Annotated in this window: 24 protein-coding genes; 10 read left to right on the top strand and 14 right to left on the bottom strand. The window is 74.7% G+C overall.

All coding sequences use genetic code 11. The features are described from left to right. Positions 1–6: 6 nt before the first annotated feature. The 3 genes from LG943_RS23995 to LG943_RS23985 all read right to left on the bottom strand — a co-directional run bounded on the left by LG943_RS23995 (position 7) and on the right by LG943_RS23985 (position 2,554). Positions 7–600 (bottom strand): tripartite tricarboxylate transporter TctB family protein, encoded by a 594-nt coding sequence (locus tag LG943_RS23995; RefSeq protein WP_270074630.1) that lies wholly within the window; start codon positions 598–600, stop codon positions 7–9. Between the two features lie 135 nt (positions 601–735). Next, on the bottom strand, positions 736–1,794 hold the full coding sequence (locus LG943_RS23990) for a tripartite tricarboxylate transporter substrate binding protein (RefSeq protein WP_270074629.1): 1,059 nt from the start codon (positions 1,792–1,794) through the stop codon (positions 736–738). Between the two features lie 112 nt (positions 1,795–1,906). Continuing rightward, positions 1,907–2,554 (bottom strand): GntR family transcriptional regulator, encoded by a 648-nt coding sequence (locus LG943_RS23985; RefSeq protein WP_270074628.1) that lies wholly within the window; start codon positions 2,552–2,554, stop codon positions 1,907–1,909. Positions 2,555–2,748: 194 nt separating this feature from the next. Between LG943_RS23985 and LG943_RS23980 the strand changes: the two genes are divergently transcribed. The 3 genes from LG943_RS23980 to LG943_RS23970 all read left to right on the top strand — a co-directional run bounded on the left by LG943_RS23980 (position 2,749) and on the right by LG943_RS23970 (position 5,762). Beyond that, a complete protein-coding gene (locus LG943_RS23980; protein WP_270074627.1) occupies positions 2,749–3,897 on the top strand; it encodes a mandelate racemase/muconate lactonizing enzyme family protein in 1,149 nt (382 codons plus the stop codon). Positions 3,898–3,942: 45 nt separating this feature from the next. After that, on the top strand, positions 3,943–4,731 hold the full coding sequence (locus LG943_RS23975; RefSeq protein WP_270074626.1) for an SDR family oxidoreductase: 789 nt from the start codon (positions 3,943–3,945) through the stop codon (positions 4,729–4,731). Positions 4,732–4,910: 179 nt separating this feature from the next. After that, the gene (locus LG943_RS23970; protein WP_270074625.1) at positions 4,911–5,762 is read left to right on the top strand and encodes a fumarylacetoacetate hydrolase family protein; all 852 of its coding nucleotides are present in this window, start codon (positions 4,911–4,913) and stop codon (positions 5,760–5,762) included. A 252-nt stretch (positions 5,763–6,014) separates the two neighbouring features. On the opposite strand, the gene LG943_RS23965 is transcribed toward LG943_RS23970, so the two are convergent. The 5 genes from LG943_RS23965 to LG943_RS23945 form a co-directional block, all read right to left on the bottom strand. Beyond that, positions 6,015–7,055 carry a hypothetical protein gene (locus tag LG943_RS23965; protein ID WP_270074624.1) on the bottom strand — a complete coding sequence of 347 codons (1,041 nt, stop codon included), beginning with the start codon at positions 7,053–7,055 and terminating at the stop codon, positions 6,015–6,017. A gap of 455 nt (positions 7,056–7,510) precedes the next feature. Beyond that, positions 7,511–8,026, bottom strand: coding sequence for a DUF3592 domain-containing protein (locus tag LG943_RS23960; RefSeq protein ID WP_270074623.1), 516 nt, complete (start codon positions 8,024–8,026; stop codon positions 7,511–7,513). Positions 8,027–8,306: 280 nt separating this feature from the next. Then, on the bottom strand, positions 8,307–9,002 hold the full coding sequence (locus tag LG943_RS23955; protein ID WP_270074622.1) for a GAF and ANTAR domain-containing protein: 696 nt from the start codon (positions 9,000–9,002) through the stop codon (positions 8,307–8,309). A 68-nt stretch (positions 9,003–9,070) separates the two neighbouring features. Then, on the bottom strand, positions 9,071–9,832 hold the full coding sequence (locus LG943_RS23950) for a GAF and ANTAR domain-containing protein (RefSeq protein ID WP_270074621.1): 762 nt from the start codon (positions 9,830–9,832) through the stop codon (positions 9,071–9,073). Between the two features lie 69 nt (positions 9,833–9,901). Continuing rightward, on the bottom strand, positions 9,902–10,627 hold the full coding sequence (locus LG943_RS23945; protein ID WP_270074620.1) for a GAF and ANTAR domain-containing protein: 726 nt from the start codon (positions 10,625–10,627) through the stop codon (positions 9,902–9,904). 518 nt (positions 10,628–11,145) lie between these two features. Between LG943_RS23945 and LG943_RS23940 the strand changes: the two genes are divergently transcribed. Further along, entirely contained in the window at positions 11,146–12,192 is a 1,047-nt protein-coding gene (locus LG943_RS23940; RefSeq protein WP_270074619.1) for a hypothetical protein, read from the top strand. Here LG943_RS23940 and LG943_RS23935 read toward each other — a convergent pair. The 4 genes from LG943_RS23935 to LG943_RS23920 all read right to left on the bottom strand — a co-directional run bounded on the left by LG943_RS23935 (position 12,141) and on the right by LG943_RS23920 (position 18,144). Beyond that, entirely contained in the window at positions 12,141–13,541 is a 1,401-nt protein-coding gene (locus LG943_RS23935; protein WP_408648643.1) for an amidase, read from the bottom strand. The two genes, LG943_RS23940 and LG943_RS23935, sit on opposite strands and share 52 nt — an antisense overlap. A 49-nt stretch (positions 13,542–13,590) precedes the next feature. After that, the gene (locus LG943_RS23930) at positions 13,591–14,556 is read right to left on the bottom strand and encodes an enoyl-CoA hydratase (RefSeq protein WP_270074618.1); all 966 of its coding nucleotides are present in this window, start codon (positions 14,554–14,556) and stop codon (positions 13,591–13,593) included. Positions 14,557–14,655: 99 nt separating this feature from the next. After that, positions 14,656–17,499 carry a tetratricopeptide repeat protein gene (locus tag LG943_RS23925; RefSeq protein WP_270074617.1) on the bottom strand — a complete coding sequence of 948 codons (2,844 nt, stop codon included), beginning with the start codon at positions 17,497–17,499 and terminating at the stop codon, positions 14,656–14,658. 171 nt (positions 17,500–17,670) lie between these two features. Then, the gene (locus tag LG943_RS23920; RefSeq protein WP_270074616.1) at positions 17,671–18,144 is read right to left on the bottom strand and encodes a VOC family protein; all 474 of its coding nucleotides are present in this window, start codon (positions 18,142–18,144) and stop codon (positions 17,671–17,673) included. A gap of 248 nt (positions 18,145–18,392) precedes the next feature. Between LG943_RS23920 and LG943_RS23915 the strand changes: the two genes are divergently transcribed. Continuing rightward, positions 18,393–19,487 (top strand): hypothetical protein, encoded by a 1,095-nt coding sequence (locus LG943_RS23915; protein ID WP_270074615.1) that lies wholly within the window; start codon positions 18,393–18,395, stop codon positions 19,485–19,487. Positions 19,488–19,551: 64 nt separating this feature from the next. Next, positions 19,552–19,974 (top strand): hypothetical protein, encoded by a 423-nt coding sequence (locus tag LG943_RS23910; protein WP_270074614.1) that lies wholly within the window; start codon positions 19,552–19,554, stop codon positions 19,972–19,974. 22 nt (positions 19,975–19,996) lie between these two features. On the opposite strand, the gene LG943_RS23905 is transcribed toward LG943_RS23910, so the two are convergent. Both LG943_RS23905 and LG943_RS23900 read right to left on the bottom strand, forming a co-directional pair. Beyond that, the gene (locus LG943_RS23905) at positions 19,997–20,443 is read right to left on the bottom strand and encodes an NUDIX hydrolase (RefSeq protein ID WP_270074613.1); all 447 of its coding nucleotides are present in this window, start codon (positions 20,441–20,443) and stop codon (positions 19,997–19,999) included. A 525-nt stretch (positions 20,444–20,968) separates the two neighbouring features. Further along, positions 20,969–21,226 carry a hypothetical protein gene (locus LG943_RS23900; protein WP_270074612.1) on the bottom strand — a complete coding sequence of 86 codons (258 nt, stop codon included), beginning with the start codon at positions 21,224–21,226 and terminating at the stop codon, positions 20,969–20,971. A 128-nt stretch (positions 21,227–21,354) separates the two neighbouring features. On the opposite strand from LG943_RS23900, the gene LG943_RS23895 reads away from it, so the two are divergent. The 4 genes from LG943_RS23895 to queC all read left to right on the top strand — a co-directional run bounded on the left by LG943_RS23895 (position 21,355) and on the right by queC (position 24,743). Beyond that, positions 21,355–22,155, top strand: coding sequence for a helix-turn-helix domain-containing protein (locus LG943_RS23895; protein WP_270074611.1), 801 nt, complete (start codon positions 21,355–21,357; stop codon positions 22,153–22,155). Beyond that, positions 22,152–22,325, top strand: a complete 174-nt coding sequence (locus LG943_RS23890; protein ID WP_270074610.1) for a DUF397 domain-containing protein — start codon at positions 22,152–22,154, stop codon at positions 22,323–22,325. The genes LG943_RS23895 and LG943_RS23890 overlap by 4 nt, the downstream gene beginning before the upstream one ends. Positions 22,326–22,778: 453 nt before the next feature. Further along, positions 22,779–23,975, top strand: coding sequence for a cytochrome P450 (locus tag LG943_RS23885; RefSeq protein WP_270074609.1), 1,197 nt, complete (start codon positions 22,779–22,781; stop codon positions 23,973–23,975). A 78-nt stretch (positions 23,976–24,053) separates the two neighbouring features. After that, the gene (queC, locus tag LG943_RS23880) at positions 24,054–24,743 is read left to right on the top strand and encodes a 7-cyano-7-deazaguanine synthase QueC (RefSeq protein WP_270074608.1); all 690 of its coding nucleotides are present in this window, start codon (positions 24,054–24,056) and stop codon (positions 24,741–24,743) included. Positions 24,744–25,115: the final 372 nt, after the last annotated feature.

Here is a 25,115-nt window from a genome sequence, read left to right as displayed (position 1 = left end):
CGCCCCCTACTCGAAGAGCATGCCGGCGGGCAGCGGCACGCTCAGCTCGTAGGCGAACAGGAAGTGGATGAAGGCGACCACGCCCACGGCCACCCCGGCGAACACCCGCCAGTCGCGGACCCCGTTGAACCACAGGTGCGCCAGCAGGTAGAGGCCGGTGGCGGCCAGGAAGCCGATCACCTCCAGCAGGGCCACGTAGGCCACGATGATCCCCAGGGCGGCGGCGGGGCGGCGCAGCACCGCCGGGCGCCAGTCGCCGTCGCCGGCGCCCTCGGGGTCGCGCGCCTCGGCCGCGGCGGCCACCGCGTCGGCGTCGGTGCCGGGTTCGGCGGAGGGGGCGGCGCCGGGCGCCCGGGAGGGATCGGCGTCGCCGGCCGGGGGCGCGGGTCGGGCGGGCGCGCGCCGGCCGCGCACGGCGATCGCGGCGCCCAGCGCGGCCAGCGCCAGGAGCACGCCGCGCGGCCAGGCGGCGGCCTCGGCCGACAGCCCGAAGGTCGCGGCGAGGAAGACGGCGGAGAGCACGACCAGGACCAGGCCCAGGACCGTGTCGGGTGTCAGCGGCCGCCGGCGGGGCGGCCGTGTCGGGGTTGGCGTCTGCACGGGGTATCAGCTCCTCACGCGGCCCCGGTGGTGGCGGGCCGCAGGCGGGCGGGCGGCGGGCCGCGCGGGGCGGGCCGTCCGCTGGGGTGCGGGGGCGCGGCGGCCGCGGAGCAGGGCGGCGCGGCGCGGCGGGGGTCAGACCGCTTCGGGGCCCCAGATGTACTTCTCGCCGAGGCGGCGGGTGGACTTGTCGTCGCGCTTGAGCATGCGGGCGTAGGCGTCGGGCGCCTTGTAGTCGACCTCCAGGCCCTGGCTGCCGAGCTGCTCGATGTGGTCGGGGTTGTTGACGGCCCGGCGGCAGGCGGCGCTGAGGATCTCCACGACCTTGGGGTCGAGCCCGGCGGGGCCGGCGATCCCGCGCGAGGACCACGACTCCACGCCCTCGAACCCGGCCTCGGCCATGGTGGGCACGTCGGGCAGGTAGGGCGAGCGCTCCGTGCCGCCCCGCATCACCGCGACCACCTTGACCTTGCCGTCCTCGTGCTGGGACATCACCTCGCCGACGTTGGCGAACACCACGTCGGCGTTGCGGCCGAGCAGGTCGGAGATGCCGTCGGAGGAGCCCTCGTTGTGCAGCACGCTGAAGCGCGTCTTGTAGCGGTCGCTCAGCGCCAGCGAGGCGTAGTGGTCGTCGCTGCCCACACCGGTGGAGGTCACGATCAGCGGGTGCTTCTCGGCGTAGGCCATCAGCTCCCCGATGTCGGAGAACCGGTCGTCGTCGGGGTGCACGGCGATCGCGCCGTAGTCGGTGACCTGGTTGGCGATGGGGGTGAAGGACTCCACCGACACGTCGGAGCGGCCCAGCCGGGGGTCCAGGTAGCCGGTCATGAAGTTGGGCGAGTTGATGAACCCGATCGTGTAGCCGTCGGGTTCGGCCCGCACGATCTCGTTCCAGCCGGCCCACCCGCCGCCGCCGGGCCGGTTGACGATCTGGATCTGGGCGCCCAGTTCCTCCTCCAGGAACGGCTGGAGGATGCGGGCGCCCACGTCGGTGCCGCCGCCGGGGGCGTAGGCGATGATGACCTGGATGGGGCGGTCGGGGTAGCCGGCGCTCGCGGCGCCGTCGGCGGCGCAGCCGGTGAGCAGACCGCCCGCGCCGGCGGCGCCGACCAGGCCCAGGCCGAGCCCGCCGACGCGCAGGAACCGGCGGCGGTCGATCGCCGGCGGCACCGGCTTTACCGAGTTTTCGGGCATGCCAAATTTCGCCTCCTTAAGGGAACGACACACCGGTGGCAGGCGGGTGTGCGTAAGGCGGCGCGTTCGGCGGGGCGGGCCGGGCACGGGGTGCCGGTCCCGGTCCCGGGGGTCAGCCCTGGGACCGCTCCCGCTGCTGCGCGAGGAACTTGATCATGGTCGCCTCACCGGCGTGCAGGTGGCCAATGAGTGCGTCGCGGGCCGCGTCCAGGTCCTTCCTGCCGATGGCCTCGCAGACGTCCTTGTGCTCGTTGACGACTTCGCGCATCCGGCCCTCGTAGCCGGGTGCCAGGTAGTGGCGGATGCGGTTGATCTGCTTCTCGTTGATGGCGTAGAAGCGGATCAGCCGGGAGTTTCCGGTCAGGTCCACGATCCGCTTGTGGAAGGCGTGGTCGCGCGCCAGGTACTCCTCGTAGGGACCCGGCGGTCCGGGCTGGGCGGCCGAGGCGAAGAAGTCGGCGAGTTCGTCCACGACCTCCTCGTCCCAGTCCCGCGCCAGGTGCTCCAGCCCGGCCGGCTCCACCAGCCGGCGCACCTGGTACAGCTCGCGGACGTCCTCGACGTCGAACCCGGCCACCGAGTAGCGGCCGCGTACGCGCACCGCCAGCCCCGCCGCCTCCAGGCTCTGCATGGCGTCGCGGATGGGCGTGCGGCTGACCCCCAGCGCCTCGGAGAGCTGGCGGTCCACCAGCGGGGTTCCCGGTGGCAGTTCGCAGCGCACGATGGCGCCTTCGATCGCCTCGTAGGCGGTCTCGCTCATCCGCGAGCTTTTGAGGGGCCCGTGTGCACGCATCGGGGCTAGCGCGTCCATGTGACGCAAGGTACATTGCGTTCTGGATCACAACAAGGGCATATGGAATACCAAATTCCAAATACAGTGCTCCACCAGCCGGGGCGGCTCGCCGAATCCGCCCGCCGCAACCCCATCCACCTGCGGAAACAGGGAGAGTGCAGATGCCGGACCAGGTAACCGTCGCCACCGTCGAGGCGCGCGTGGCGCGGGTCCCGCTGGAGCGGCCGACCTCGTTCGCCACCCGCCAGGTCACCGCCCGGGACTACGTCCTCGTCACCGTCACCGGCGACGACGGGGTGCGGGGGCACGGCTTCTGCTACGCCGGGAGCAGCGGGGGCGAGGTGGTCCGCGCGGCCGTCACCGAACTGCTGGGCGCGGTGGTGGCGGGCCGCGACCCCCTGCTGGTCGAGCGGATCTGGGCGGACATGTACCAGGAGGCGCTGCTGCACGGGCGCACCGGCTCGGTGATGCGCGCCCTCAGCGCCCTGGACATCGCGCTGTGGGACCGCAACGCCCGCGCGCTGGGGCTGCCGCTGCACCGCCTGCTGGGCGGCTACCACGCCGAGTCCGTGCCCGCCTACGCCAGCGGCGGCTACTACCTCGACGGCAAGACCCCCCAGATGCTGGGCGAGGAGCTGGCCGGCTACGTGGCGCAGGGCTTCGGCGCCGTGAAGATGAAGGTCGGCCGGCTGTCCCCCGCCGAGGAAGAGGCCCGGGTCGCCGCCGCCCGCGCCGCGATCGGCCCCGACGTGCTGCTCATGCTCGACGCCAACAACGCCTGGAGCGACCTGCCCACCGCCCTGCGCGCCGTCGAGCGCCTGGCGCCCTACGACCCCTACTGGATCGAGGAGCCGTTCAGCCCCGACGACATCGCCAACCACGCCCGCCTGGCGCAGGCCACGCGGGTGCCGGTGGCCACCGGCGAGATCGAGGCGGGCCGCTGGCGCCACCGGGAGCTGCTGGAGCGCGGCGCGGCGGCGGTCCTCCAGACCGACGCGGCGGTGTGCGGCGGGATCACCGAGTTCCGCCGGATCGCCGCCACCGCCGCCTCCCACGGGGTGCCGGTGGCCCCGCACTGGTTCCACGACCTGCACGTCCACCTGGTGGCGGCCATCCCCGACTGCACGTTCGTGGAGTTCTTCCCCGACGACGCGGTGCTCAACTTCCGCCGCCTGGTCGACACCCAGCTCGCCGTGCGCGACGGCCGCCTGGTGCTGCCCGACACGCCGGGGCTCGGCTTCGCCTTCGACACCGAGGCCGTGGAGCGCTACACCGTACGGGGCACGGCCGCCACGGTCGGCGCGAACTGAGTGCGGCCCCCGCGCCGCACAGCACAACACTTGAGGAGGAGCACGATGGTGGAAGCGAGCACCCCGCGCCGCGCGGCGGTGGTCATGGCGGGCACCGCCGGCCTGGGCCGCGCCTGCGCGGCGCAACTGCTGCGCGACGGCGCGGCGGTGACCGTGTGCGGGCGCGACGCCGACCGGCTGGAGGAGGCGGTGGCCGGCCTGCGCGAGCTGGGCGAGGCCGCCGGCGAGCGCGCCGACGTCGCGGTGGGCGAGGAGGTCGAGCGGCTGGTCGAGGGCGCCGTGGCGCGCCACGGCCGGCTGGACGTGCTGGTCGTCAACGCGGGCGGGCCGCCCCCGGGTGACTTCGCCGACGTGGACCTCGCCGCCTGGGACACCGCCTACCAGTTGACCCTGCGCAGCGCCGTCACCGCGATCCGCGCGGCGCTGCCGGCCATGCGCGCGGGCGGGTTCGGGCGCATCGTGGTCATCGGGTCCTCCAGCGTGCGCCGCCCGCTGGAGGGGCTGGTGCTGTCCAACGTCTTCCGGCCGGCGCTGGCCGGGCTCGTGAAGTCGCTGGCGGTGGACCTGGCCCCCGACAACATCACCGTCAACATGGTCTCGCCCGGCCGCATCGACACCGAGCGGGTGCGCACCCTGGACGCCCGCCGCGCCGAGCGGCAGGGCACCGCCCCCGAGGAGGTCCGCGCCGCCGCCGAGTCCCAGATCCCCGCCGGCCGCTACGGCAGCCCCGAGGAGCTGGCGGCGCTGGTCGGGTTCCTCGCCCGGGAGGAGGCCGCCTACGTCACCGGGCAGAGCGTCCTGGTCGACGGCGGCCTGGTCCCGGTCCTGCCCTAGCCCCGCATCCGCCCCCCTTCGGCGTCCCGGTCCGCCGCCGCCCCCCCCGGCGGCCGGGGCGGCCCCCCCCACCCCCCCCCCGGCGCGCCCCCCGCCCCCCGCCCCCCCCCCGGGGGGGCCGCCCCCCCCCCCGCCCGTCCCCCGTGCCCCCGCCCGCCCCACCCCACCGAAGGAGACACATGTACCTTGCGACCGTCCGCAGCGAAAGCGGCGAGACCGCCGTGGTCGTCGACGGCGACCGGGGCCTGGCCGCCGTCGCCGACGTGGTCCCCGGCGCCCCGGCCACCGCGCTCGACGTCATCGCCGCCGTCCCCGAACGCGACTTCGTCGCGGCGGTGCGCTCGGCGCCCGACGCGGCGTTCGCGCCCGTGGGCGACGCCGCCTTCACCGCCCCCTACACCCGCCCGCGCAAGATCTGGGGCATCGGCCTCAACTACGTGGAGCACGCCTCCGACCTCACCGAGTCGGTGCCCGAGGAGCCCGCCTCCTTCATGAAGGGCGACCACACGATCATCGGGCCGGGCGACCCCATCCCGCTGCCGCGCCAGAGCGACCGGGTCACCGCCGAGGGCGAACTGGGCGTGGTGATCGGCCGCGAGTGCCGCGACGTCGGCGAGGACGCCGCACTGGACCACGTGTGGGGCGTGTGCACGATCCTCGACCAGACCGCCGAGGACATCCTGGCCCGCAACCCGCGCTTCCTCACCCGCAGCAAGAACTTCCCCGGCTTCTTCTCCTTCGGCCCGGCGATCGTGCCGCTGTCGGAGGTCCTGGGCCAGGTCGGCGCCCTGGCCGACCTGGAGGTCGCCACCGTGCTCAACGGCGCCGACCACCGGGTGAACACGGTGGCCCACATGCGCTACTCGCCGGAGTTCCTGGTGGCCTTCCACAGCCAGGTGATGCCGCTGTTCCCCGGCGACATCATCTCCACGGGCACCCCGGGCGCCGCCCACATCCGCCCGGGCGACGTCGCCGGCTGCCGCATCCCGGGCGTGGGCGAACTGACCAACCCGGTGGTTCAGGGGCCCTGACCCGGCCTGACGTGCCCTGTCCCGCCGTGGCCTCGGGGGCGGCGGTCGGCCGGAAACGGCCGGCCGCCGCCTGCGGCCGCCACGGCGCAGGTACTCCTCCACGGCGGCGCGGGTCGCGCTGTTGATGTCGGCGTCGGTGGCGGTGTCGGTGTGTGCGTCGTTCATGGCCGCCGACCCCAGGGGCGGTCCCCTGCCATCCGCTGCCAGCGGACCTCGGCGGAATCGGCGCCATGCGCGGGAGCTGGCCGGTCTCTACGGCGCCGGGGAGGAGCGGGCCGGTGAGCCCGCCGCGGCCTCGCGGGCCAGCGCGGCGTGGGTCGCGAACAGGCCCGGGAGCTGCCCGGCGGGACGGCGGCCCAGTCCGCACTCGGTGGCCACGCCGAAGGCGTCGACCACCTCCTTGGCGGCGGCCAGGCGCCGCCGGCCGCCCTCGATCCCGTCGGTGGCGTGGACGAGTCCGAGGTAGAGTGCGGTGCCCTCCGGCAGCGACAGGTCCTTGAGCGGCAGGAAGTAGGCGGTGTCGTCCCGGTCGCGCGGCACCGGCAGGTGCAGCCAGTCCAGCGGTCGACTCAGGCCGGCGGCGACGCCGTTGGCGACGGCCGCCAGGCGGGTGGTGTCGGCGGGCTGCACGAAGTGCGCGTGCCCGAAGTCGCCGTAGCACAGGTGGTAGCCCAGCGGCACGCCGGTGGGCACGGCCTCGCCCAGGCGGACCATGCGCTCGACGATTCCGGCCAGCAGGCGGTCGGGAGCACCGTCGCCGAACCAGGCCGGGAACACGCCTTCCTGAAGGGCGAACTCCACCGCGCAGTCCCATTGCACCGCCAGTCGGTCGGCGGGGACGGCGGCGGTGATCTCGGCCAGCTCGGCCAGAAGGCGCGCCTCGTAGGCGCGCTCCAGTTCGGTCTGGTGCACGGCGGTGAACGCGGCGACGACGGCGATCGGCGTGGGCAGGCTGACCTGGAAGCGCGTGTGGGCGGGGATCACGCCCTCGGCCTGGAGGCGGGCGAAGACCGGCCACGACTCCAGCGCGGCCCGGGCGTAGCCGAGCGGACCGAACTCGACGCCCGAGGGGTCCACCCCGTCGCGGACCTTGACCCGCACGCCCGGGCCGTACTCGGGCAGTGAGGAAACGGTCTCCAGGTCGGGATGCTCCTGGAGCAGCGGAAGCTGCCACACCACCCAGTTGTCGCGCGGCCCGGTCTCGCCGTCGGGGATGCGGGCGACCAGGTCGCCCAGCTCAGAGCTGACGGCACGGAAGACGGCTTCGGCGTCGGCGAGCGGAACGCTGCCCACAAGGTGGACAGCCGGAAACGGCGGGGGAACCATGCCTGCTCCTCGGATCAGGGAAACATAGGAGGATCGGACCTCCTTGTGTTACCGCAGGTCACGGGGGCACGGCGGCTGCGGGGGTGATCACCTTAGAGAGCGCCACACCGCAACGCAATAGGTGTACTCCCACATCAATCCCCAGGTCAGCGGGCGGACCGCGGAGCTTCAGCCCCTTCGGCGCCCGGAAACGCCTGTGGCACAAGGGATTCAGCGCGCAGCAGCCCGTCGCGCCCACCCCGGAATCAGTCAGCGAGTCGGCGCGTCCCCGGCTCCACCGCAAGAGCCGCGAGGTCACAGCGCGTGTCGCACGACGCGCCGGGTCCCCACGCGCATGGTCGGGCGGCGGCAGCGAGGGCAGGCGCAGGGGGGCGCGGCCGGCGGTGGCACGGGACCTTTCGCCCCGGCGCTCTCGCGCTTCTCTAGCGGCGGCGGACGAAGGACACCATGAAGGCGATGGCGCCGATCGCCGCCACGGCGCCGCCCGCCAGCAAACCCATGCCGATGTAGCCGAACACCCGGAACGCGCCCGGCTCGGTGCTGGCCGCCGTGACCGGGTCACCGGGGTCGGCGGGGTCGTAGGCCACGGTCAGGGTCTCGCCCTCGGAGTAGTCGGAGGGGTTGAGGCCGGACAGTTCGGCGCGGGTGAACTGCTGCCCCTCGGCGGTGTAGTCGACGTAGACGTCGATGTCGTCGCTGCCGCCGCTGCCGCTCTCGCCGGGACGGCGGGGCCCGGTGTCGGTGTCGTCGGTGACCACGACGTCGCTGACCACCGCCTCGGCGCGGCCGGTGTGGTCGGAGTAGTCGGCGCGGGAGACGAAGAAGAAGATGATGCCGATGACCAGCAGGATCAGCGCGAAGCCGCCGCAGACCAGTGCGCCCACGAGGAACGCGAGTCGGCGGCGCGGCGCGCGGCCGGGGTGGTGGGGAGGGATCATGGCGGTGTCCGCCCTTCTGCGGTCCGGCGTGCGGGAGCACAGGGTAGGACGCCGCCCGAGGCCCGCCCGGTTCCCCATCGCCGCACCTCAGCGCGAACCGGCCCGGGGCGCCCCCTGCACCTCACCGCCAATCGGCCCGGGGCGCCCCCTACCTTGACGCGGAACCGACGCGGGGCGCCGCACCCCGCCACACCCCGCCACCCCGGCCCGAACGCGCGCGGGGCGCGGTCGGGCGAACCGCCCGCCGCGCCCCGCGCCTGCGTGAGGCACCTGCGCCCCGCTACCCCCTCCCGGGGTCGCGGCCCGTCTCGATGACGCGGTCGGCGACCTCGCGCACCGGCACGCCCTCGTTTCGCGCCACCTCCGCCAGCCGCTCCAGCGCCCGGTCGGCCGGCATCTTGTGCCGCTCCATGAGGATCCCCGTGGCCACCCCGACGCGCTCGCGCGTCTCGATGGCCCGGCGCAGGGAGTCGGCGGCCCGCGCGGCCGCCAGCAGCGACCCCGCCTGCGCGGCGAACAGCAGCGCCACCTCGCGCGCCCCCGGGCCGTAGCAGCCCGGCGCCTCGGCGTAGAGGTTGAGGGCGCCGATGACCCCCTTGGGCGCGTGCAGCGCGCAGGAGATGACGCTGCCCACCCCCAGGTCGCGCGCGCCGCGGGCGAACCGCGGCCAGGTGTCGTCGGTGGCGGTGTCGACCAGCCGCCGCCACCGCACCCCCTCCCGCGCCACCTCCACGCACGGCCCCTCGTCCAGGTCGTACTGGAGCTGGTCGGCCGCCAGCGCCGTCGGCCCGGTGTAGACGGGCGTGGCCAGCCCGGCGCCGCGCCGCACCAGGGTGATACCGGCGTGGTCGCACCCGGGCACCGTCCGCGCCGCCAGGCGGGCGGTCTCCCACAGCTTGGCCGAGGTGTCCCCCGGGGCCGCCAGCCGCCGGCCGGCCTCCGCCAGCGCACGGGCGCGCTCGGTCTCTCCTCGCACCGCTTCTCCTTGTCCTGATCCGCGCCCACCGGGGCCGGGCTGCCCCTCGTGCGTCCTTCGGAGCCCCATCACCCCTCCGCGGCCCGGCGCCGGTCGGCCAGCCACCGCCGCGCCGCCGCTATGGCGCCGTCCTCGCCGGCCAGGACGCGCACGGCGACGTCCGCCACGGAGCAGTGCGTCTCGCGCGCGACCTCGGCCAGGAGGATGTAGGCGTCCTCCGGTGAGCAGTGCAGGTGAGCGGCCAGCGCCCCTTTGGCCTGCTCGATCGTGCCCCGGTCGTTGAGCATGCCGGCCAGGCGCTCGGCCAGCCGCTCGGCCCGGCGGCCGGGCCGCTCCTGGGCCAGGGTGATGGCGGCGAGGTCGGCCATCACCTGGCCCGCGACCTCCTCGGCCTCGCCCCAGGGGCGCCCGCCGGCGCCCCGGAAGAGGCTGAGGGCGCCCACGGCCTCGCCGTCGAGGCGGATCGGCAGGGCCAGCACGTGGGTATAGCCCAGGGCGCGGGCGGCCGGGCCGAAGCGCGGCCAGCGGTCGTCGGCGCCGCGCAGGTCGGCCGCCAGCGGGCCGCCCCGCGCCACGGCCTCGGCCGCGGGGCCTTCGCCGTGGTGGGCCTGGAAGAGGTCGGCCATGTCGGCGCGTTCGTCGGAGGCGGCGAGTATCCGCAGCCCCCAGCGGGGGTCGGCGACGATGATCCCGGCCGAGGAGACGTCGATCAGCTCCACGGTCCGGGACATCAGCATCGCGAGGGTGTCGGCGGCGCCGTCACCCGCCACGATGGCCTCCAGCAGTTCGGCGAGAAGGCTGATACCGCGATCCGCGGCGGGGGCCCTCACCGGGCGCTCCCAGCGGGAGGCGGGGTGATCCGGGTCACGGCCGTCGTGACGCGGCCACGGCTTCGCGCCTTATCCATCAGCGTCTCCCTCATCGAGTCGCAGCCGCCCGGCCAGGATCTCGCGCGCCACCGCGGAGACGGTCAGTTCATTGGCGAACGCGTGGGCGCGGAGCCGCGCCAGGGCGTCGTCCAGACCGATCCCCAGTTGGACCGACAACATGCCGGTCGCCTGGTAGACCTCGGTGTGGTAGTCCGGCGCCAGCCATGGCTGCGCGTCCGCCAGGTGCCCGGTGCCCTCGTCCCGTCCGTGGGAGTCCAGCAGCAGAAGGGCCACGGTGTCGGCCAGCACCAGCGCGTTCCCCAGTTCCTCGCCGCTGAGCGGACCGGCCGCGCGCCGGTGCACCTCGAAGGTGCCGATGGCGACCGCTCCGAACTGGAGGGGAAAGGAGAACACCGACCGCGCGCCCGCATCGACGGCGGCCGGCGCGAAGACCGGCCACCGTGCGGACTCCGCGGCGAGGTCAGAGGCCAGGACCGGAGCGCCCAGGGCGAACGACTCCAGACATGGTCCTTCACCGAGCATGAACTGCAATTCCTCCAGCCTCCGGCTCCGCTGATCCGTAGCGCAGGCGACTTCGCGCGCGGTGTCTGCGCCGATCAGGGTCACTGCGACCCCGTCGACCGCGAGGACTCGGCGGGTGGTGCTGCAAACCAGGTCGATGGATATCCCGCCGCCGAGGTGACGGGCCTCGTCGGCAAGGAGGTTCCAGATCCGATCCTGGCGTTCAGATTCCACCGGTGGAGGACACTCCTTCCCGCCCTACCGGTTTCCTGCTCCGCGCCGCCGACGCCCACTGCCAGACGGTCGGCGGTCCACCCGCTCGCGACAAGGGCCGGTGGGCTCGGGGTGCGTGACCAGGCCGTTGGGGCCCCCGCACCATACGCCTACCTTTCCCTTGCGCCGCGCGACTTGAACTTCGGCCCATTATCGGGCCTGTGCGGCAACTGCGCACATCGCGGGGGGCGCACCGGATCCCCGGCGCCGCCGGGGCTGCCGCGCCCGGGGGCTGCACGGCGGGCCGGGGCCACCCGGGCGGCGGGGACGGGTGCGGACGAAGGGGGACAGAACCGGATCGCGGGGGCGCGCGTCCTACCCTCGACCCCTCGCAGCCCCCGCCCCGGCCCGCCTTCGCGGCCGACGGGGAGCGCGGAGGCGCCGCACGTGAGGCCGCCGGAGCGGCCGAACAGGACGAGACAGCAAGACAGCGGGACAGCGGGCCAGCACACGGCAGGGCACGACAGGCGGGAGCACACATGCCGCAGCGGGAGCACGGCGGGGATCCGGCGGCGAACAGGCCGGGCCGCCCGAGCGGACGGATCGCCGCCGGGGTCGCGGGCGCCCTGTGGCCGATCGTGCTGGCCGTGCCGCAGACGGGGTGGACCTTCCTCTCCTACCGGCCCTACGCCTACGGCCGGGACGAGGTGGCGCTGGCCGCCGTGCTCGTCCTGGTCGCGACGGTACCGCCGGTCGCGGTGCTCGGCGCGCTGCTGCGGCGGGCGGCGGTCCCCCGGCCCTGGGCGACCGCCATCACCGCGCTGCCGCTGGCGGGCACCTCCGCCGTGGTCTTCGCCTCGTGGGCGACGGCGCCGTGGCCGCTGGCCTGGCTCGGGTTCCCGCCGATGTGCGCGGGGGTGGCCGTCCTGGTGGTGCGGCTGGCGCGGCGCACGGCCTGGGCGCGCGGGGTGGCGGCGGCGAGCGCGGCGCTGCTGATTGCGCTGGCCGGCACGGGCGCGGCCCAGTACGCCGCCGGGCTGCGCGCCGAGGCCCGCGCCGACGTCGCCGCCGTGATCGGGCATGCCGTGGTGCTGGACCGGGAGGGGTGGACGCCGGTCGCCGCGCACGCGTCGCCGGACGCGCTGACCACGGTGTACCGCAGCGGCACCGACCCCGCCCGCCGCTTGGAGGTCAGCGGCTACGGGGATCCGGACTACGGCGGCTACGACGACCCGTGCGGATTGGAGGGGTTGGAGAGCGCCTGCGTGGAGCGCGACGGGCACGTCCTGCGCCGCGTCGGCACCGGCGTCGAACTGATCACCCGGTTCGACGGCGACTACGCGGTGGTCGAGGCGCCGGTGAGCGATCCCCCGGCTCGGGAGTCCGAGCTGCTCGCCGCCGCCGACGCGCTGGCCCGGCCCACCGGGCACCAGCGCGCCGAACTGCGCGAACTGGTCGTCGAGGACGTCTGGGAGATGAACGTGCCCGGCTACGCCGGTGTCTGGGACGGCTGGATCGGCTGGGGCGACGCCGGTCAGGACGTCGACGGCCACGGCGTCGGCGGCCAGGGGCAGACGGCCTGGTAGTCGGCGGCGGCGCGCAGCAGCAGGCCGTCGCGGTGGTGGGGGGCCACCAGGTGCAGGCCCACGGGCAGGCCGTCGGCGGTGAAACCGGCGGGCAGGCTGATGGCCGGGTGGCCGGTGATGTTGAACAGCCAGGTGAGGGCCACCGACATCACCTCGCCGGGGCCGTCGTGGCCGTGCGGCCGGTTCGGCGTGGTGGGGGTGGCGAGCAGGTCGGCGCCGGAGAACAGGGCGTCGAGGCGGGCGCGGTTGTGTCCCGCGACCGATCCGGCGCCCCGATCCGGGTCGCCCTCGGCGGCGCCGGCCCGGCCGGGGGCCTCCCGCCGGGCGAACCACTCCCCCGCGGGGTCCACGCAGTCCAGCCCGGCCGCCACCACGTCGACCACGCCCCATCGGCCGCCCCGCCCACCGGCACCGCCACCCGCCGCAGCCGCCTGCGCACCCTCGCGGTCCCGTCCGTCCGGCGCGGAGGTCCCCGGGCGGGCGGACGCGTCAGCGGGGTTAACGGGGACGGGCCGGGCGGACGAGCCGCGCGCCCACGCCAGCAGGGCGGTGTGCGCGACGTGCTCGATCTCCGGATCGACCTCGGCGAACCCCAGGTCGGAAGACCACACCACGCGCAGCCGCCCCGGCCGCACGGTGCCCGCCCCCGTCCGGGCACCGGCCGCTCCGGGGCCGTCCGTCGCCGCGCCCAGAACCACCCGCGCGTACAGCCGCACGTCGGCCACCGTGCGGGCGATGGGGCCGCCGACGGCCAGGCCCGCCGGGTCGCGGGCGGGCAGCAGGCCGGTGGTCGGCTTGTAGCCCACCGCCCCGCACCAGGCGGCGGGGATCCGCGTGGATCCCGCGCCGTCACCGGCGGTGGCCAGCGGCACCAGGCCCGCGCCCACCGCCGCGCCCGACCCGGCCGAGGAGCCGCCGGGGGTGGCGTCGGCCCGCCACGGGTTGGCGGTGCGCCCCCGGTCGGTGGTCCCCCAGGTGCGCCACGGGGTGCCCGGACCGGGCACCGAGGTGGCGCCCACCGGCACCGCGCCCGCCGCCACCAGCCGCCGCGCCTGGAGGGACGCGGTGCCCTCCCACGCCTTCACGCCGATCGGGACCCCGGCCAGGGGCAGGTCCGCGCCGCGCGCCAGCGCCGCGTCCACGTGGGCCGCCCGCTCCTGCGCGGCGCGCGGCCACACCTCCGCGAAGGCGTTGAGCCCGGTGTCGCCGCGCGCGACGGCACGCAGCGCCGCCCGGACCTCGGCGACGGCGCTGCTCGCCCCGCCCCGCACCCGCGCGGCGATCTCGGCGGCCCCCGCCGCCGGATGCGGCTCCGGTTCGGCCTTCGCCTCCGCGTTCACCTCCGTCACGATCTCCCCTCAGCCTCCTCGGACCGCTCGGGCTCCTGGTACCGGTGGTTCAGCGCCCCTCCCAGGTGGCGGTGGTCTTGGCCGCGAACGAGCGCACGGCGTTGCGGAAGTCCGCGCTGCCGTAGACGCGTTCCACGATGTCGCGGTCGTCGGGGAGGTCGGCCGCCCGCAGGCGGCGCACGGACTCCTTGGCCGCCCACATGCTCAGCGGGGCGTGGGCGGCCAGGCGGCCGGTGAGGTCGGCGACCTCGGCCTCCAGGGCGTCCTCGGCGACCAGGCGGGTGACGAACCCGGCGGCGCGCGCCTCCTCGGCGTCGAGGAGGCGGGCGGTCAGCAGCAGGTCCAGGGTGCGGGCCGCGCCGAAGTGGCTGACCAGCAGCGCGTGCGTGCCCATCGACAGGCAGTTGCCCAGGGTGCGGGCGATCGGCACGCCGAACCGCGCCGAGGGGGTGGCCACGCGCAGGTCGCAGGCGGCGGCGATGGCCAGCCCGCCGCCCACGCAGTAGCCGCGCACGGCGGCGACCGTGGGCACCCGCACCTCGGCCAGCCTGCCGATGATCCCGCTCAGCCGCTCCTCATAGGCCACGCCGTCGGCGCCGTCAGCGAAGTCGGCGAACTGGGCGATGTCGGTGCCCGCGACGAACGCGGCGTCCCCGGCGCCGGTGAGGACCATGGCGCGCACCGAGTCGTCGCCGTCGACGCGCTCGCACGCCGCGACCAGGCCGTCGTACATCGCCCAGGTCATGGCGTTGCGCTGCGCGGGCCGGTTGAACGTCACGGTCAGCACCGGGCCCTCCTGCACGGTGTGCAACTGGTCGGTGCCGCTGCCGCCCGCACCGGCGAAAGCCGGGCCGCCGGGAGCACCCTCGGCGGGCGGCGGTGCGCCGGTGCCGCCGTCGGGCTGGTCGGCGGCCAGCGCCGCCACCCCCTCCGGCGCCTCCTCGGCAGGCACCACCGGATGCTCCCGCCCCCCGGCCGCTCCCCTGCCCGCGTTCTCCGCCCGCTCCTCACTCATGGGACTCCCTTCTCCCGTCTCCCGTACCTCCGCTGCCCCGAGGGTCGTTCCCGTTTCCCCCGCCCCCACCACTTCCCCACGGGGGCGGCCTGTCGTGCCCTAGGGCGGATACGGAGCCTTGGTACCGTCGTCGCGCTTCAGGTGGCTTGCCAGCAGGCGGGTGATCTCGGGCAGGGGCGGGGTGGGCTCGGGGGCGAGGCGGCTCGCGGTGGACAGGTCGGTCAGGCACTCGGCGACGGCTGACGGCGGGGGCGGGGTGCGCAGCATCTCGCGGACCAGGGACAGTGCCCGGTCCGGCTTGCCCAGGGCGGCCAGGGCGGCGGCCGGGGCGAGGTAGCCGTCCTCCTCGTGCGGGGCGTGCCGCCGGGTGTGGGCGCCCGCGACCACCGCCGCGCGCAGGTCGCGGACGGCGGTCTCGCCCCGGCCCGCCCGCAGGCCGGCCAGGCCCCTCAGCAGGAGGATCCACGGGTCGCGCTCCGCCGGTCGGCCCGCGTTTCCGCTCCCGGATCCGCTCCCGGATCCGCCCCCGCTCCCGTCCCCGCCCGCGCTTCCCCGGGTCCCGTCACCGTCCCCGGTGTCCAGCAGTACCCGCACCGCCCGGTCGACGTCGCCCGCCGCGACCAGTGCCGCGCCCAGGTCGCGGCGGGCGGCGGCGTCCTCGGGCGCCAGGGCCACGGCCGCCTCCAGGTCGGCGACGGCTCCGGCGGCGTCGCCCTGGAAGTACCGCGTCAGCCCCCGGTGGGCGCGGGCGGGGGCGAACGCGGGGTCGAGGGCGGCGGCGCGGTCGAAGTCGGCCAGCGCCGCCGCGTAGTCGCCGCGCCTGCGGTGGACCTGCCCACGCGCGTCCAGCGCCGCCGCGCTGCCGCCGTCCAGCTCCACGGCCCGGGTGAGGTCGGCCAGCGCCGCGCCGTAGTCGCCCCGCGCGCAGTGCACCCGGCCGCGCTCCAGCAGCGCCCACGCGTGGTCGGGGCTCAGCTCGATCGCGCGGCCCAGGTCGGCCAGCGCCCCCGCGTGGTCGCCGTCCCCGGCGCGCACCAGTCCGCGCTCGCCCAGCGCCCACACCCACCCCGGGTCCAGCGCCAGCGCCCGATCCAAGTCGGCCAGCGCGCCCGCGCGGTCGCCGAGCAGGGCGCGGACCTGCCCGCGCTGCCCCAGCGCCCACCCGTAGTCGGGGTCCAATTCCAGCGCGCGGTCGTAGTCGGCCAGGGCTCCGGCGAGGTCGCCGCGCACCTTGCGGGTGAGCCCCCGGGTGGCGACCGCCCGCACGAACCCGGGGTCCAGTTCGACGGCGCGGGTGATGTCGGCCAGCGCCGCCTCGGTCTCGCCCTGCTCCAGGAAGTGCTCGCGCCACCGCCCGGCCAGCGCGCGGGCGAGCGTGGCGGGCGGCAGGTCGGCGCCCGTGATCAACTCGGTGAGGTAGGCCAGCACCGGCCGCTCGCCCGCCAGCGCCGCCGACAGCCGCGCGCCCCACGCGCCGACGCGCTCGTCGGCGCCGTCGCGCCCGGCGTCGTGCAGCATGACCGCCCAGCGGTGCGCCGCCGCCGTGCCCTGGTGCACGGCCGACAGCGCGTGGGCCAGGGCGCGCGGCAGCTCCCCGGCGGGGTCGGCGCACAGCCGGTGGTAGACCTCCTCCAGCGGCAGGTCGCCCTCGCCGGCGGCGGCCCGGTGGTCGGCCAGCGCGGTCTGGCGCGCGGCGAACGCGCTGGGCGAGGTGGTGCGGGCCAGCCGCACCAGCAGGGTGCGCACCACCTGGTGGTAGTGGGCGCCGCCCGCCTGGTCGCGGACGAAGGGGAGGGTGCGCAGCCACGCGTACAGCTCAGCGGAGCGGGCGCGCTCCTCCTCGGGCAGCACGGCCTCCAGCACGTCGCGGTTCAGCTCGCGGGGCAGCGCCGCCGCCTCGGCGACCCGGCGCAGGAGGGGGTCGGTGACCTGCCGCAGAAACCGCTCGACGGCGTCGCCGCTGAGGTCGGCGACCGCCTCGGGGCCTGCGGGCGCGGCCCGCGCCAGCGCGTCCACCAGCACGGGCAGCCCTTGGGTGGCCGCCCAGATCGACTCCACCACCGCCGGGTTGGTGACGCTGTGGCGGGCCAGCAGCCCGGCCGCCTCCTGCCGGGTGAAGGGCTCCAGGGCGATGTCGGCGGTCACCGGCCACAGCGGCGACCACGTGTTGGGGTCGGGCCGGTGCTGCCCGGCGACGGCGACCACGGTGTCGGCGGGCAGGGCGCCGTAGTCGTCGCCGCTCAGGAGGGTGAGCAGCCAGGCGCGCACCGGCGGGGCGGCGTTCTCGAAGGTGTCCACGAACAGGGCGAACGCCCGGCCGCGCGCGCCCGCCGCCAGTTCGACGGTGAGCGCGCCGGTCAGCTCGCCCACGGGGTCGGTGAGCAGCCGCAGCGTGCGCGGCTCCTTGATCCGGCGGGCGATCCAGGCGCGGACGTCGTTGACCGCCGTGGCCACCGGCGCCGTGGCGGCGGGGTCGTGGAGCGCCCCGGCGAGGTCGGGGGCGATCAGCCCGGCGCCGATGGCGCCCGTCTGCACCAGGCCGTGGGTGAGGGAGGTGGCGATGTCCGCAGGCGCGTCGCCCGCCGCGAGGAGGTCGGAGCGGGCGCGCTGGTAGTCGGTGTGGCGGCGGGTGAACTCCCGGACGGGCACGCCCTGCTCGGCCAGCTCCGCCGCGATGGCGTTCAGGGCGTCGGGGACGTCGGTGGTGGCGTCCTCGTCCAGCCGCGCGGTGAGGGCGCCGTGGTCGCGGGCGATGCCCTCGAACTCCCGCAGCAGCAGCGACTTGCCCACGCCCGCGCTGCCGTGGACGACGTAGACGAACCGGCGCTGCGGATCCTCGGGCGGGCGGGCGAGGTTGGCGCGGAAGTCCGCGCGGGGCGCCTCGCGCCCGTAGAAGGCGGCGCTTTGGCGTTGGCGGATGATGTCCTGGAGTGAGGGGGCCATGGCGCTCGCAGCGGGAGGGTGCCGGTGGGACCGGCATTATCCCATCGCGGCGCCGCCCGCGCCCGCCCTTGTCCCCGCCCCCGGGCGGGCGGTCGCGGCCCGGGGACAAGGGCGGGCGCGTACGGGCTGGTGCGTCGGGCCGGGTGCGCCGGGCCGGGTGCGCCGGGGCGGTCAGGCCGCGTTGGCGGCGTCGAGCAGGTCCTGCACCTCGATCTTGCGCATCTTGAGCATGGCCTGCATGACCCGGTCGGCCTTGGCGGGGTCGGGGTCCTGGAGGAGTTCGTCCAGAACGCGCGGCACGACCTGCCAGGACATTCCGAAGCGGTCCTTGAGCCACCCGCAGTAGGACTCCTCGCCGCCGCCCTCCATGAGCTTGTTCCAGTAGTGGTCGACCTCCTCGGCCGAGTCGCACTCGACGTAGAGGGAGAACGACTCGTTGAACTTGAACTCCGGGCCGCCGTCCAGCGCGATGTACTCGTGGCCCAGCATCTCGAAGGTGACGATCTTGACGGTCTGGCCGTCGGGTCCGGCGTTGTCGTAGGTGATGACGTCGGTGACCCGCGCGTCATCGAAGACCGAGGTGTAGAAGTTCGCGGCCTCCTCGGCCTGCTGGTCGTACCACAGGTGGGTCTTGATCTTCGGCATCACGCGCTCCCTCGTTCGGACGCGGCGCCGCGCTCGCGGAGCCGTCGACGGGTAGACCGGTCCGCTGCCCGGAACTCATCGCTCCCCGGTACGGATTTCCAAGATCTTTCGGCCTGCGTGCCCCGGCGCGGACCGGCCGCTCACGGGCGGTGCCGGCCGGGAGGGCGGGAGCGGCGCGGCCGGGGCGGGCAGCAGAACCACCCCGCCGCGCGACCGCAACGCGACCCGCGCCCCGCACAATGGCCTGCATGGAGGGGACCGACACCTGGCCGGCGGCGCCCGCGACCGCGTGGGCGGAGTCGCGCACGCCGCCGCGTCCGCCCGAGGACCGGCCCGCGCCTCCGGACATCGCCCGGTATGAGGGCTTCCTGCGGCATGTCGTCATCGTCCGCGTGCACCTCGTCTTCGCGCTGCTCCTGACCGTCGCAGCGGTGGTGATGGCGGCCGTCGCGCTGAGTTCGCCGGACCCGCTGGTGCTGCCTTCGGAGGTGGTGGGGGCGGTCGCGTGGGGTGCGGCCGGGGTCTGCGCCGCGGGGGCGCCGGTGCTGGCGCTGGTCGGCCGCCGGGCGCACCGGCGGGTGCGGCGCAACGTGTACGAGCAGGCGCTGCGCAACGGGGTCGTCTGCGACGCGTTCCCCACCGGTTACCGGGTTCCCGCCGGGGACGGCCACGCCGACGTGGCCCTCTACGTCGACGTCCGGATGGGGGCGGAGCAGGCGGGCCGCCTCCGGGGGGCCGTGGCCGCGTGGGTGGCGCGGCTGGAGGCGGACGAGGCGGCGGACCGGGCCGCCGGGGAGCGGCTGCGGTCCCTCGGCGTGCACGCGACGGATCGGATCTTCGGCCCGGAGGCGGCGGGGGGTTTCCTCGCCCGCGACGACGGCCCTCTTCCGGGGTGGCGGCTGGTCCTCCCCGACGAGGCCCCCGAGCCCGGCGCCGACCCGCTGCGCACCGCCGAGGTCTACCCGATCGAGGACGGCACCCCCCTGGGCCACCCCCGGCGCCGCCCGCCCGGCCCCATCCCGTGGGCGGCGGTCCTCGACATGGCGGCGGCCGTGCTGGTGGCCGCGTCGGGCGGAGTGGGCTGGTGGCTGTTCAACGGCTGGGCGACCCGCTCCAACGCCTGGTGGAACGCCTGCGCGGACGACTTCTGCGCGATGGGCCACGACCTGCGCCTGTTCGGCCTGAGCTTCCTCACCTGGATTTTCCTGGCGGTCGGCCTGGTCGCCCCGGGGCCGTTCGCCCGCCGCCGCCTGCGCTGGCTGTGGGCCCTGCTGATGGCGTCGGCCGCGAGCCTGGCCTTCGCGGGGTCGGTGGTCACCGCCTGGTACTTCCCGATCGAGTGACGACGCCTGGCCTGTCGCTCTGCGCGTCCGCCACCGGCCCGCCGCCAACGGAATAAGGAATGAAGTGGACTCTTTACAGCCGCTACGGGCCCTTGCCGCCCTTTTCGGACTCGGGGCGGCTCTGGCAACCGCAGCCCTCGCCTATTACGGGAACAGCGTCGGCCATTCGCCCGGGGTCGTGGCATCGTTCGCGGCGTGCGTGGTCGGAGGCTTGTCGCTGGCGGTGTACTACGGAATCAGCCTGCACCTGCATCGGCGTCCGCCCCCTGCCGAGGCGAGCCATACCAAGAGACGAGCCATAGCCGGAGTCGGATACGCCCTGGTAGCGACGAGTGCGCTCTTTCCGCTGCTGGCCGCCTGGCTCGTCTTCACAGAGGACGTCGGCCTGGAGATCGCGCAGGGCTTTCTGCCCGGGGTGTTCTGCCCCCTGATGGTCGGCACCCGCCTCCTGCACATACGCAAGCACGGGATCGCGCGGTCAGCGTAGACCGGCGGCGGGGCCGGGGCGGTCAGGAATCGGGCCAGGCGTGGGCGGTGAAGGCTCGGCCGGTGCGCCAGGCCCTGATTCCGGCGGCCGGGTAGGGGATGGTCGTGCTGGGCAGCAGGTCGGGGTCGGCCCACAGCAGCTTGCCGCACTTGTGCGGCTCGGCGTTGACCGGTTCGCCCGACCACTCCTCGGCGAGGAAGAACAGCCCCAGCCGGGCGAGGTCGGCCCCCTGGCGGTGGTGCACCGTGGCGACCAGACGCAGCAGACCGGGGTGGACCTCCACCCCGGTCTCCTCGCGCACTTCGCGCACGGCGGCGCGGTCCGCCGGTTCGCCCTCTTCGAGATGCCCTGAGGGCAGGTGCGGCATCCCGTCGCAGTAGCCCGTGCCCTGACGCTCCAGCAGCAGGATCTTTCCATGGCGAAACAGGATCACATGGACATCGACAATGCTGCGGTAGCGCTCGGGCATGCCAATTCCTTAGAAGGCGGAGGGCGAATGAATCATCATCCCCCCACGAGCGGCGGTTGATATGGATAATGGGAAAGGGGCGGCGGGTTTTGTGTGGATGGGGGGCCGCCGCCCCTTTCCTTTAGAGGTGGAGCGCTGGCATGCTCCACCGGACGGGGTACGCACAGACCCCGTCCAGGGCGGCGGCCACGCGGGAGAAGGCGTGGTCGCCGCCCGTGCGAGGGGGCCGGATGGAGAATCCGGCAGACCCCTCCCTCAACCCTCCTTTAGCTGGCACCGTAGGAGGGGAGTTTTCGGGCGTGTCCAGAACGCGCGGGAGGTTCGGCGGGCTGGGAGCTAGCCGCCGCGCGTAGGGTCGGACCCTCGGGGTGGTTCGGCGGAGGACTCTTTTACGCGGGAGCGGCGGCAGCGTCTCGTTGGCGCTTACCGGGTTTCCGCAGTACCCGCAGATCTCCTTTCCGGGGTCGTTGACGGTCTCGCAGAGGCGACAGTCCCATTTGGACTGTTGCGGTGGATTTGGATCGTTCATCGGACATAACCCAATCGACTCTCGCGGACGGACAGCACGGCCCGGCGCGCCCATTCCTCCGTGACGCCCTCGGATACCAGCCACGCGAACAACGCATCGGCGTCTACACGCTGGATCCGGTGAGCGGGATCGCGCAGGCGCGCGGCCGAGTACCGCGTTTCCGCAGGCAGAGTGTGGTCGTAGTCGATCGTGTGGGCTCTCAGGAGTTCGAGGTGCGCATGCGTACCACGGACGGAGAGCGTGCAGAGGATCATGCCGGGCTCCTTCGCTGGCCTGGAACCCAGCATGCACGCACCCTCGGCGACCTGCCATAAGGGCTACATTCTTGGAACCTTCTGGAGAACGTCGGGATCCTGGTATTCGGAAGGAGCACTATGGAGTCATGGCAGAACAGGTACACAAGCAATGGCTTCGATGGGCCGGTGAACTACGACGACTGCGCGATATGTCTGGTATGACCCAGGCGCAACTCGCCAGGCAAACCAAAATCAGCCGACAAGCCATCAGTAAGTACGAAAAAGCGACACGAAAGCCCACCCGGAACTCAGCAACCATACTCGATGAGGCTCTGTCCACCGGAGGTGTGCTCTACCAACTATGGCGCGAAACTCGGGGAACAGTGGAAGGGCCGCCCGAGTGGCGAGACTTCCTAGCGGTCGAGCGCGAGGCCACGGAAATCAGGGAGTGGCAGCCACTGCTGATTCCAGGACTCCTCCAGTGCGAGTCGTACGCTCGGTGGATCTTCACACGACTGGGCGCCGTCGTTGACGACCCCGAGCGGGCGGTGGCCGACCGCGTCGGACGGTTGGCGCAACTGAGGCCAGGCGCTATGGTGCGTGCTGTGGTCGACGAGGTGGTACTCCGTCGCGTGTGCGGCACACATGAGGTGATGCCGTCCCAACTCGACCACTTGCTTGCCCTGGCCGAGACCGGGAGGGTCCTGCTCATGGTCTTGCCCATGCATGCGCCCTGGCGCCCTGTCAGCACCGGGTCCTTCCGAATCATGACGTTGACCGATGGAAGGCAGATAGTGCACGCCTCTTACGAGGGCGGATACGTGGTCAAGGCCCTGCCGACGGAAGTCAACGAATTCGCGAGTCGATTCGGGGATTACCAAGCGGAAGCCCTGCCACCGTCCGAGTCGGTTACCTGCATCAGAAAGTTGAGGGACGAATTCCAATGAGTTGGCACAAGAGCAGCTACAGCGGCAACAACGAGCCCAACTGCGTCGAAGTCGCCGAAGGGTCCCTCACCCTCGTCCGCGACACTCAGCACCGCCACCTCGGTGCACTCCCCTTCCCCGCCACCGAGTGGGACGCCTTCCTCCAGGCGGTCAAGGACGACGAACTGTAGCCACCTGCGTTAAGGCCCGAAACCGCTTCTCCCCAAGCCCGACCGGAAACACCGGTCGGGCTCTTTTTGTGCGTTCCGAACCCCGCACCCCGAACCCCCGCCCACCAGGGAATCCCCCGTTACGGCGCAACCGGGAAACGGACGCACCAAACCCCACCCCACTCACCGCTCTCCAGCAAACCCGAATTAGCTGACGTTTGCCGCGAGATTCGTTTTCACTGTTTCCGCTCCCGGAACGGAAGGGAACAATGAGACCGAGTGCGTAAGGCGACCGCAATCAGCGACACGCCGTCATGTGAAGAACTCACCCCAGGGAGACCACCATGCAACCGGCCATGCCCCCCTGACGAACAGAAGAAGTGCCTCCCCCGCGCCCAAGAAAGGACCCCCCGTGACGACGATGTCACCACCCCACGCCCCCGAGCAGACCCCGGCCCGCGAAGGGTCCCTCCGGTGACCCCCGAGGCCGCCGCGCGGCCGATCCCCCAGGCCGAGCCCGGCTCCCCCGGCGCCCCGTGCGCCTACGCCCACCTGCGCGCACACGACCCCGTGTGCCGGGCCGCGATCCCCCGGGGCGAGGGAGCCTGGCTGGTCACCCGCCACGCCGAGGTCCGCGCCGCGCTGACCGACCCCCGCCTGGTGCGCCCCCGCGCGGGCACCTGGCCGCCCGGCCCGCCGCCCGCGCGCCCGCCCCGGCCCACCCTCGCCGAACTCCCCGAGGCCGAACACACCCGCATCCGCAGCGCGATCTCCCCCTTCTTCTCGGCGCGCCGCCTGGAGCCCCAGTCCGACCGCATCCGCGCCCTGGCCGAGGAGTGCGTTGACGACCTCGTGCGCCAGGGGCCGCCCGCCGACCTGCGCGCCGGGTTCGCCGCCCCGTTCCCTCTGCGCGTGCTGTGCGCCCTGCTGGGCGCGGACCCCGCAGAGGAGGCGCGGTTCGGCCCCCACGTGCGCACCGTGCTCGACCCCGCCGCCGCCCCGCGCGAGGCGTACCTGGCGTCGGTGGCGGAACTGGAGGACTACGCCGCCCTTCTCGCCGACCGGACACCGCGCGGCACCGGCTCCGGCCTCACCCCACCCCTCCCGGCGGTGCTGGCCGCCGAGGGCACCCTCGACCGCGCCGACCGCACGCTGGTGATCCAGAGCCTGCTGGTGGCGGGCTACCACACCGTGGCCCAGCACCTCGGCGGCGCCTTGGCCGCCCTGCTCCAGCGCCCCCACGGCCTGGCCGAGGTCTGCGCCTCCCCGCACACCCTCGACACCGCCGTCGAGGAGCTGCTGCGCCACGTACCGCTCATGAACACGTCCGTACTGCTGGTGGCCACCGAGGACATCGAGCTGGGCGACCGGCGCATCGCGCGCGGCGAGGCCGTGATACCGGTGCTCGCCTCGGCCAACCGCGACCGCGCCGTGTTCGCCGACCCCGACGACCTCCTGCCCCGCCGCCGCCCCAACCCCCACCTCGCCTTCGGGCGCGGCCCCCACCACTGCCTCGGCGCCCACCTGGCCCGCATGGAACTGCGCATCGGCCTGGCCGTGCTCGCCGAGCGCCTGCCCGGGGCTCGGCTGGCCGTGCCCGCCCACACCCTGGCCTGGGACGACTCCGAGCTGCGCGCCCCGCTGCGGTTACCCGTCACCTGGTCCGCCTGACCGCGCGAGCCGACCGAGCAGCCCGTCCCGCCCCTCCCCGCCCGAGCCGCCCGTCCCGTCCACCCGAAAGCAGGCACGATGAAACCACGCGCGATCGTCCTCCTCAGCGGCGGCCTGGACTCCGCGACGGCCCTGGCCATCGCCCAGCACGAGGGCTTCGAGACCCACGCGCTGAGCTTCCGCCACGGCCGAGGCCACAGCGCCGAACTGGAGGCCGCCAAGCGGGTGGCCGCGCACCGGGGCGTCGCCCGCCACGTGATCGCCGACATCGACCTGCGGGTGTTCGGCGGCTCCGCGCTCACCGAGGACACCCCCGTGCCCAGAAACGGCACCTCCGAGGCGACGGCGGGGACCCCGGTGCCCCACATCCCCGCGCGCAACACGGTGTTCCTGTCCCTCGCGCTGGCCTACGCCGAGACCGTCGGCGCATACGACGTCTTCACCGGCGTCAACACGGTCGACCACAGCGGCTCCCCCGACTGCCGCCCAGAGTACCTGGAGGCGTTCGAGACCATGGCCAACCTCGCCACCCGCGCCGGGGTCGAGGGCCGACGGCTGCGGCTGCGCTCACCGCTGGTGCGCCTGACCAAGGGCGAGATCGTCAAGCGCGGCCTGGAACTGGGCGTGGACTACTCCCTGACCTCCAGTTGCCACGACCCCGACCCTCACGGCCGGGCCTGCGGGCGCTGCGACACCTGCCGACTGCGGCTCAAGGGATTCGCCGAGGCCGGGGTGCCCGACCCGGTCGCCTACCGGAGCGCGGCCTGACGCCGCTCACCCGCGATCACCTGAGGATGGACTGACAGGACCCACCGACCCCGGTGCGGGGGCAGCCGCCGCCCCCGCACCGGGCCAGCCCACCCGGCCCACCCGCGTCCGTGACCGGCGCGCGCAGAGCGGCGCGCACTGACCGGCGGGCACACAGCGGCGAGTGCTGAGCGGCAGGCACAGAGACCGGCGGCGCGGGTCAGTGCTGACACGGCTCGCGTCGCCGCCCGAGGGAGGGCACGAGGGAGGACGAGGGGGAGGGGCGGGGGCGGGGGGCGGGGACCCCCCGGCGGTGGCCCCGCGCCCGTTCGGGGCCCCCGCCGGGCGGGGAGGCGACGCGCCGCCGGGTGCGCCGCCCGGCCGCCGGCGCCG

Source organism: Streptomonospora mangrovi, from assembly GCF_027604915.1.
Classification (GTDB): Bacteria; Actinomycetota; Actinomycetes; order Streptosporangiales; family Streptosporangiaceae; genus Streptomonospora; species Streptomonospora mangrovi.
Note: the sequence above shows the minus strand (reverse complement) of the source record. Positions and strands in the feature narration are given on the sequence as shown.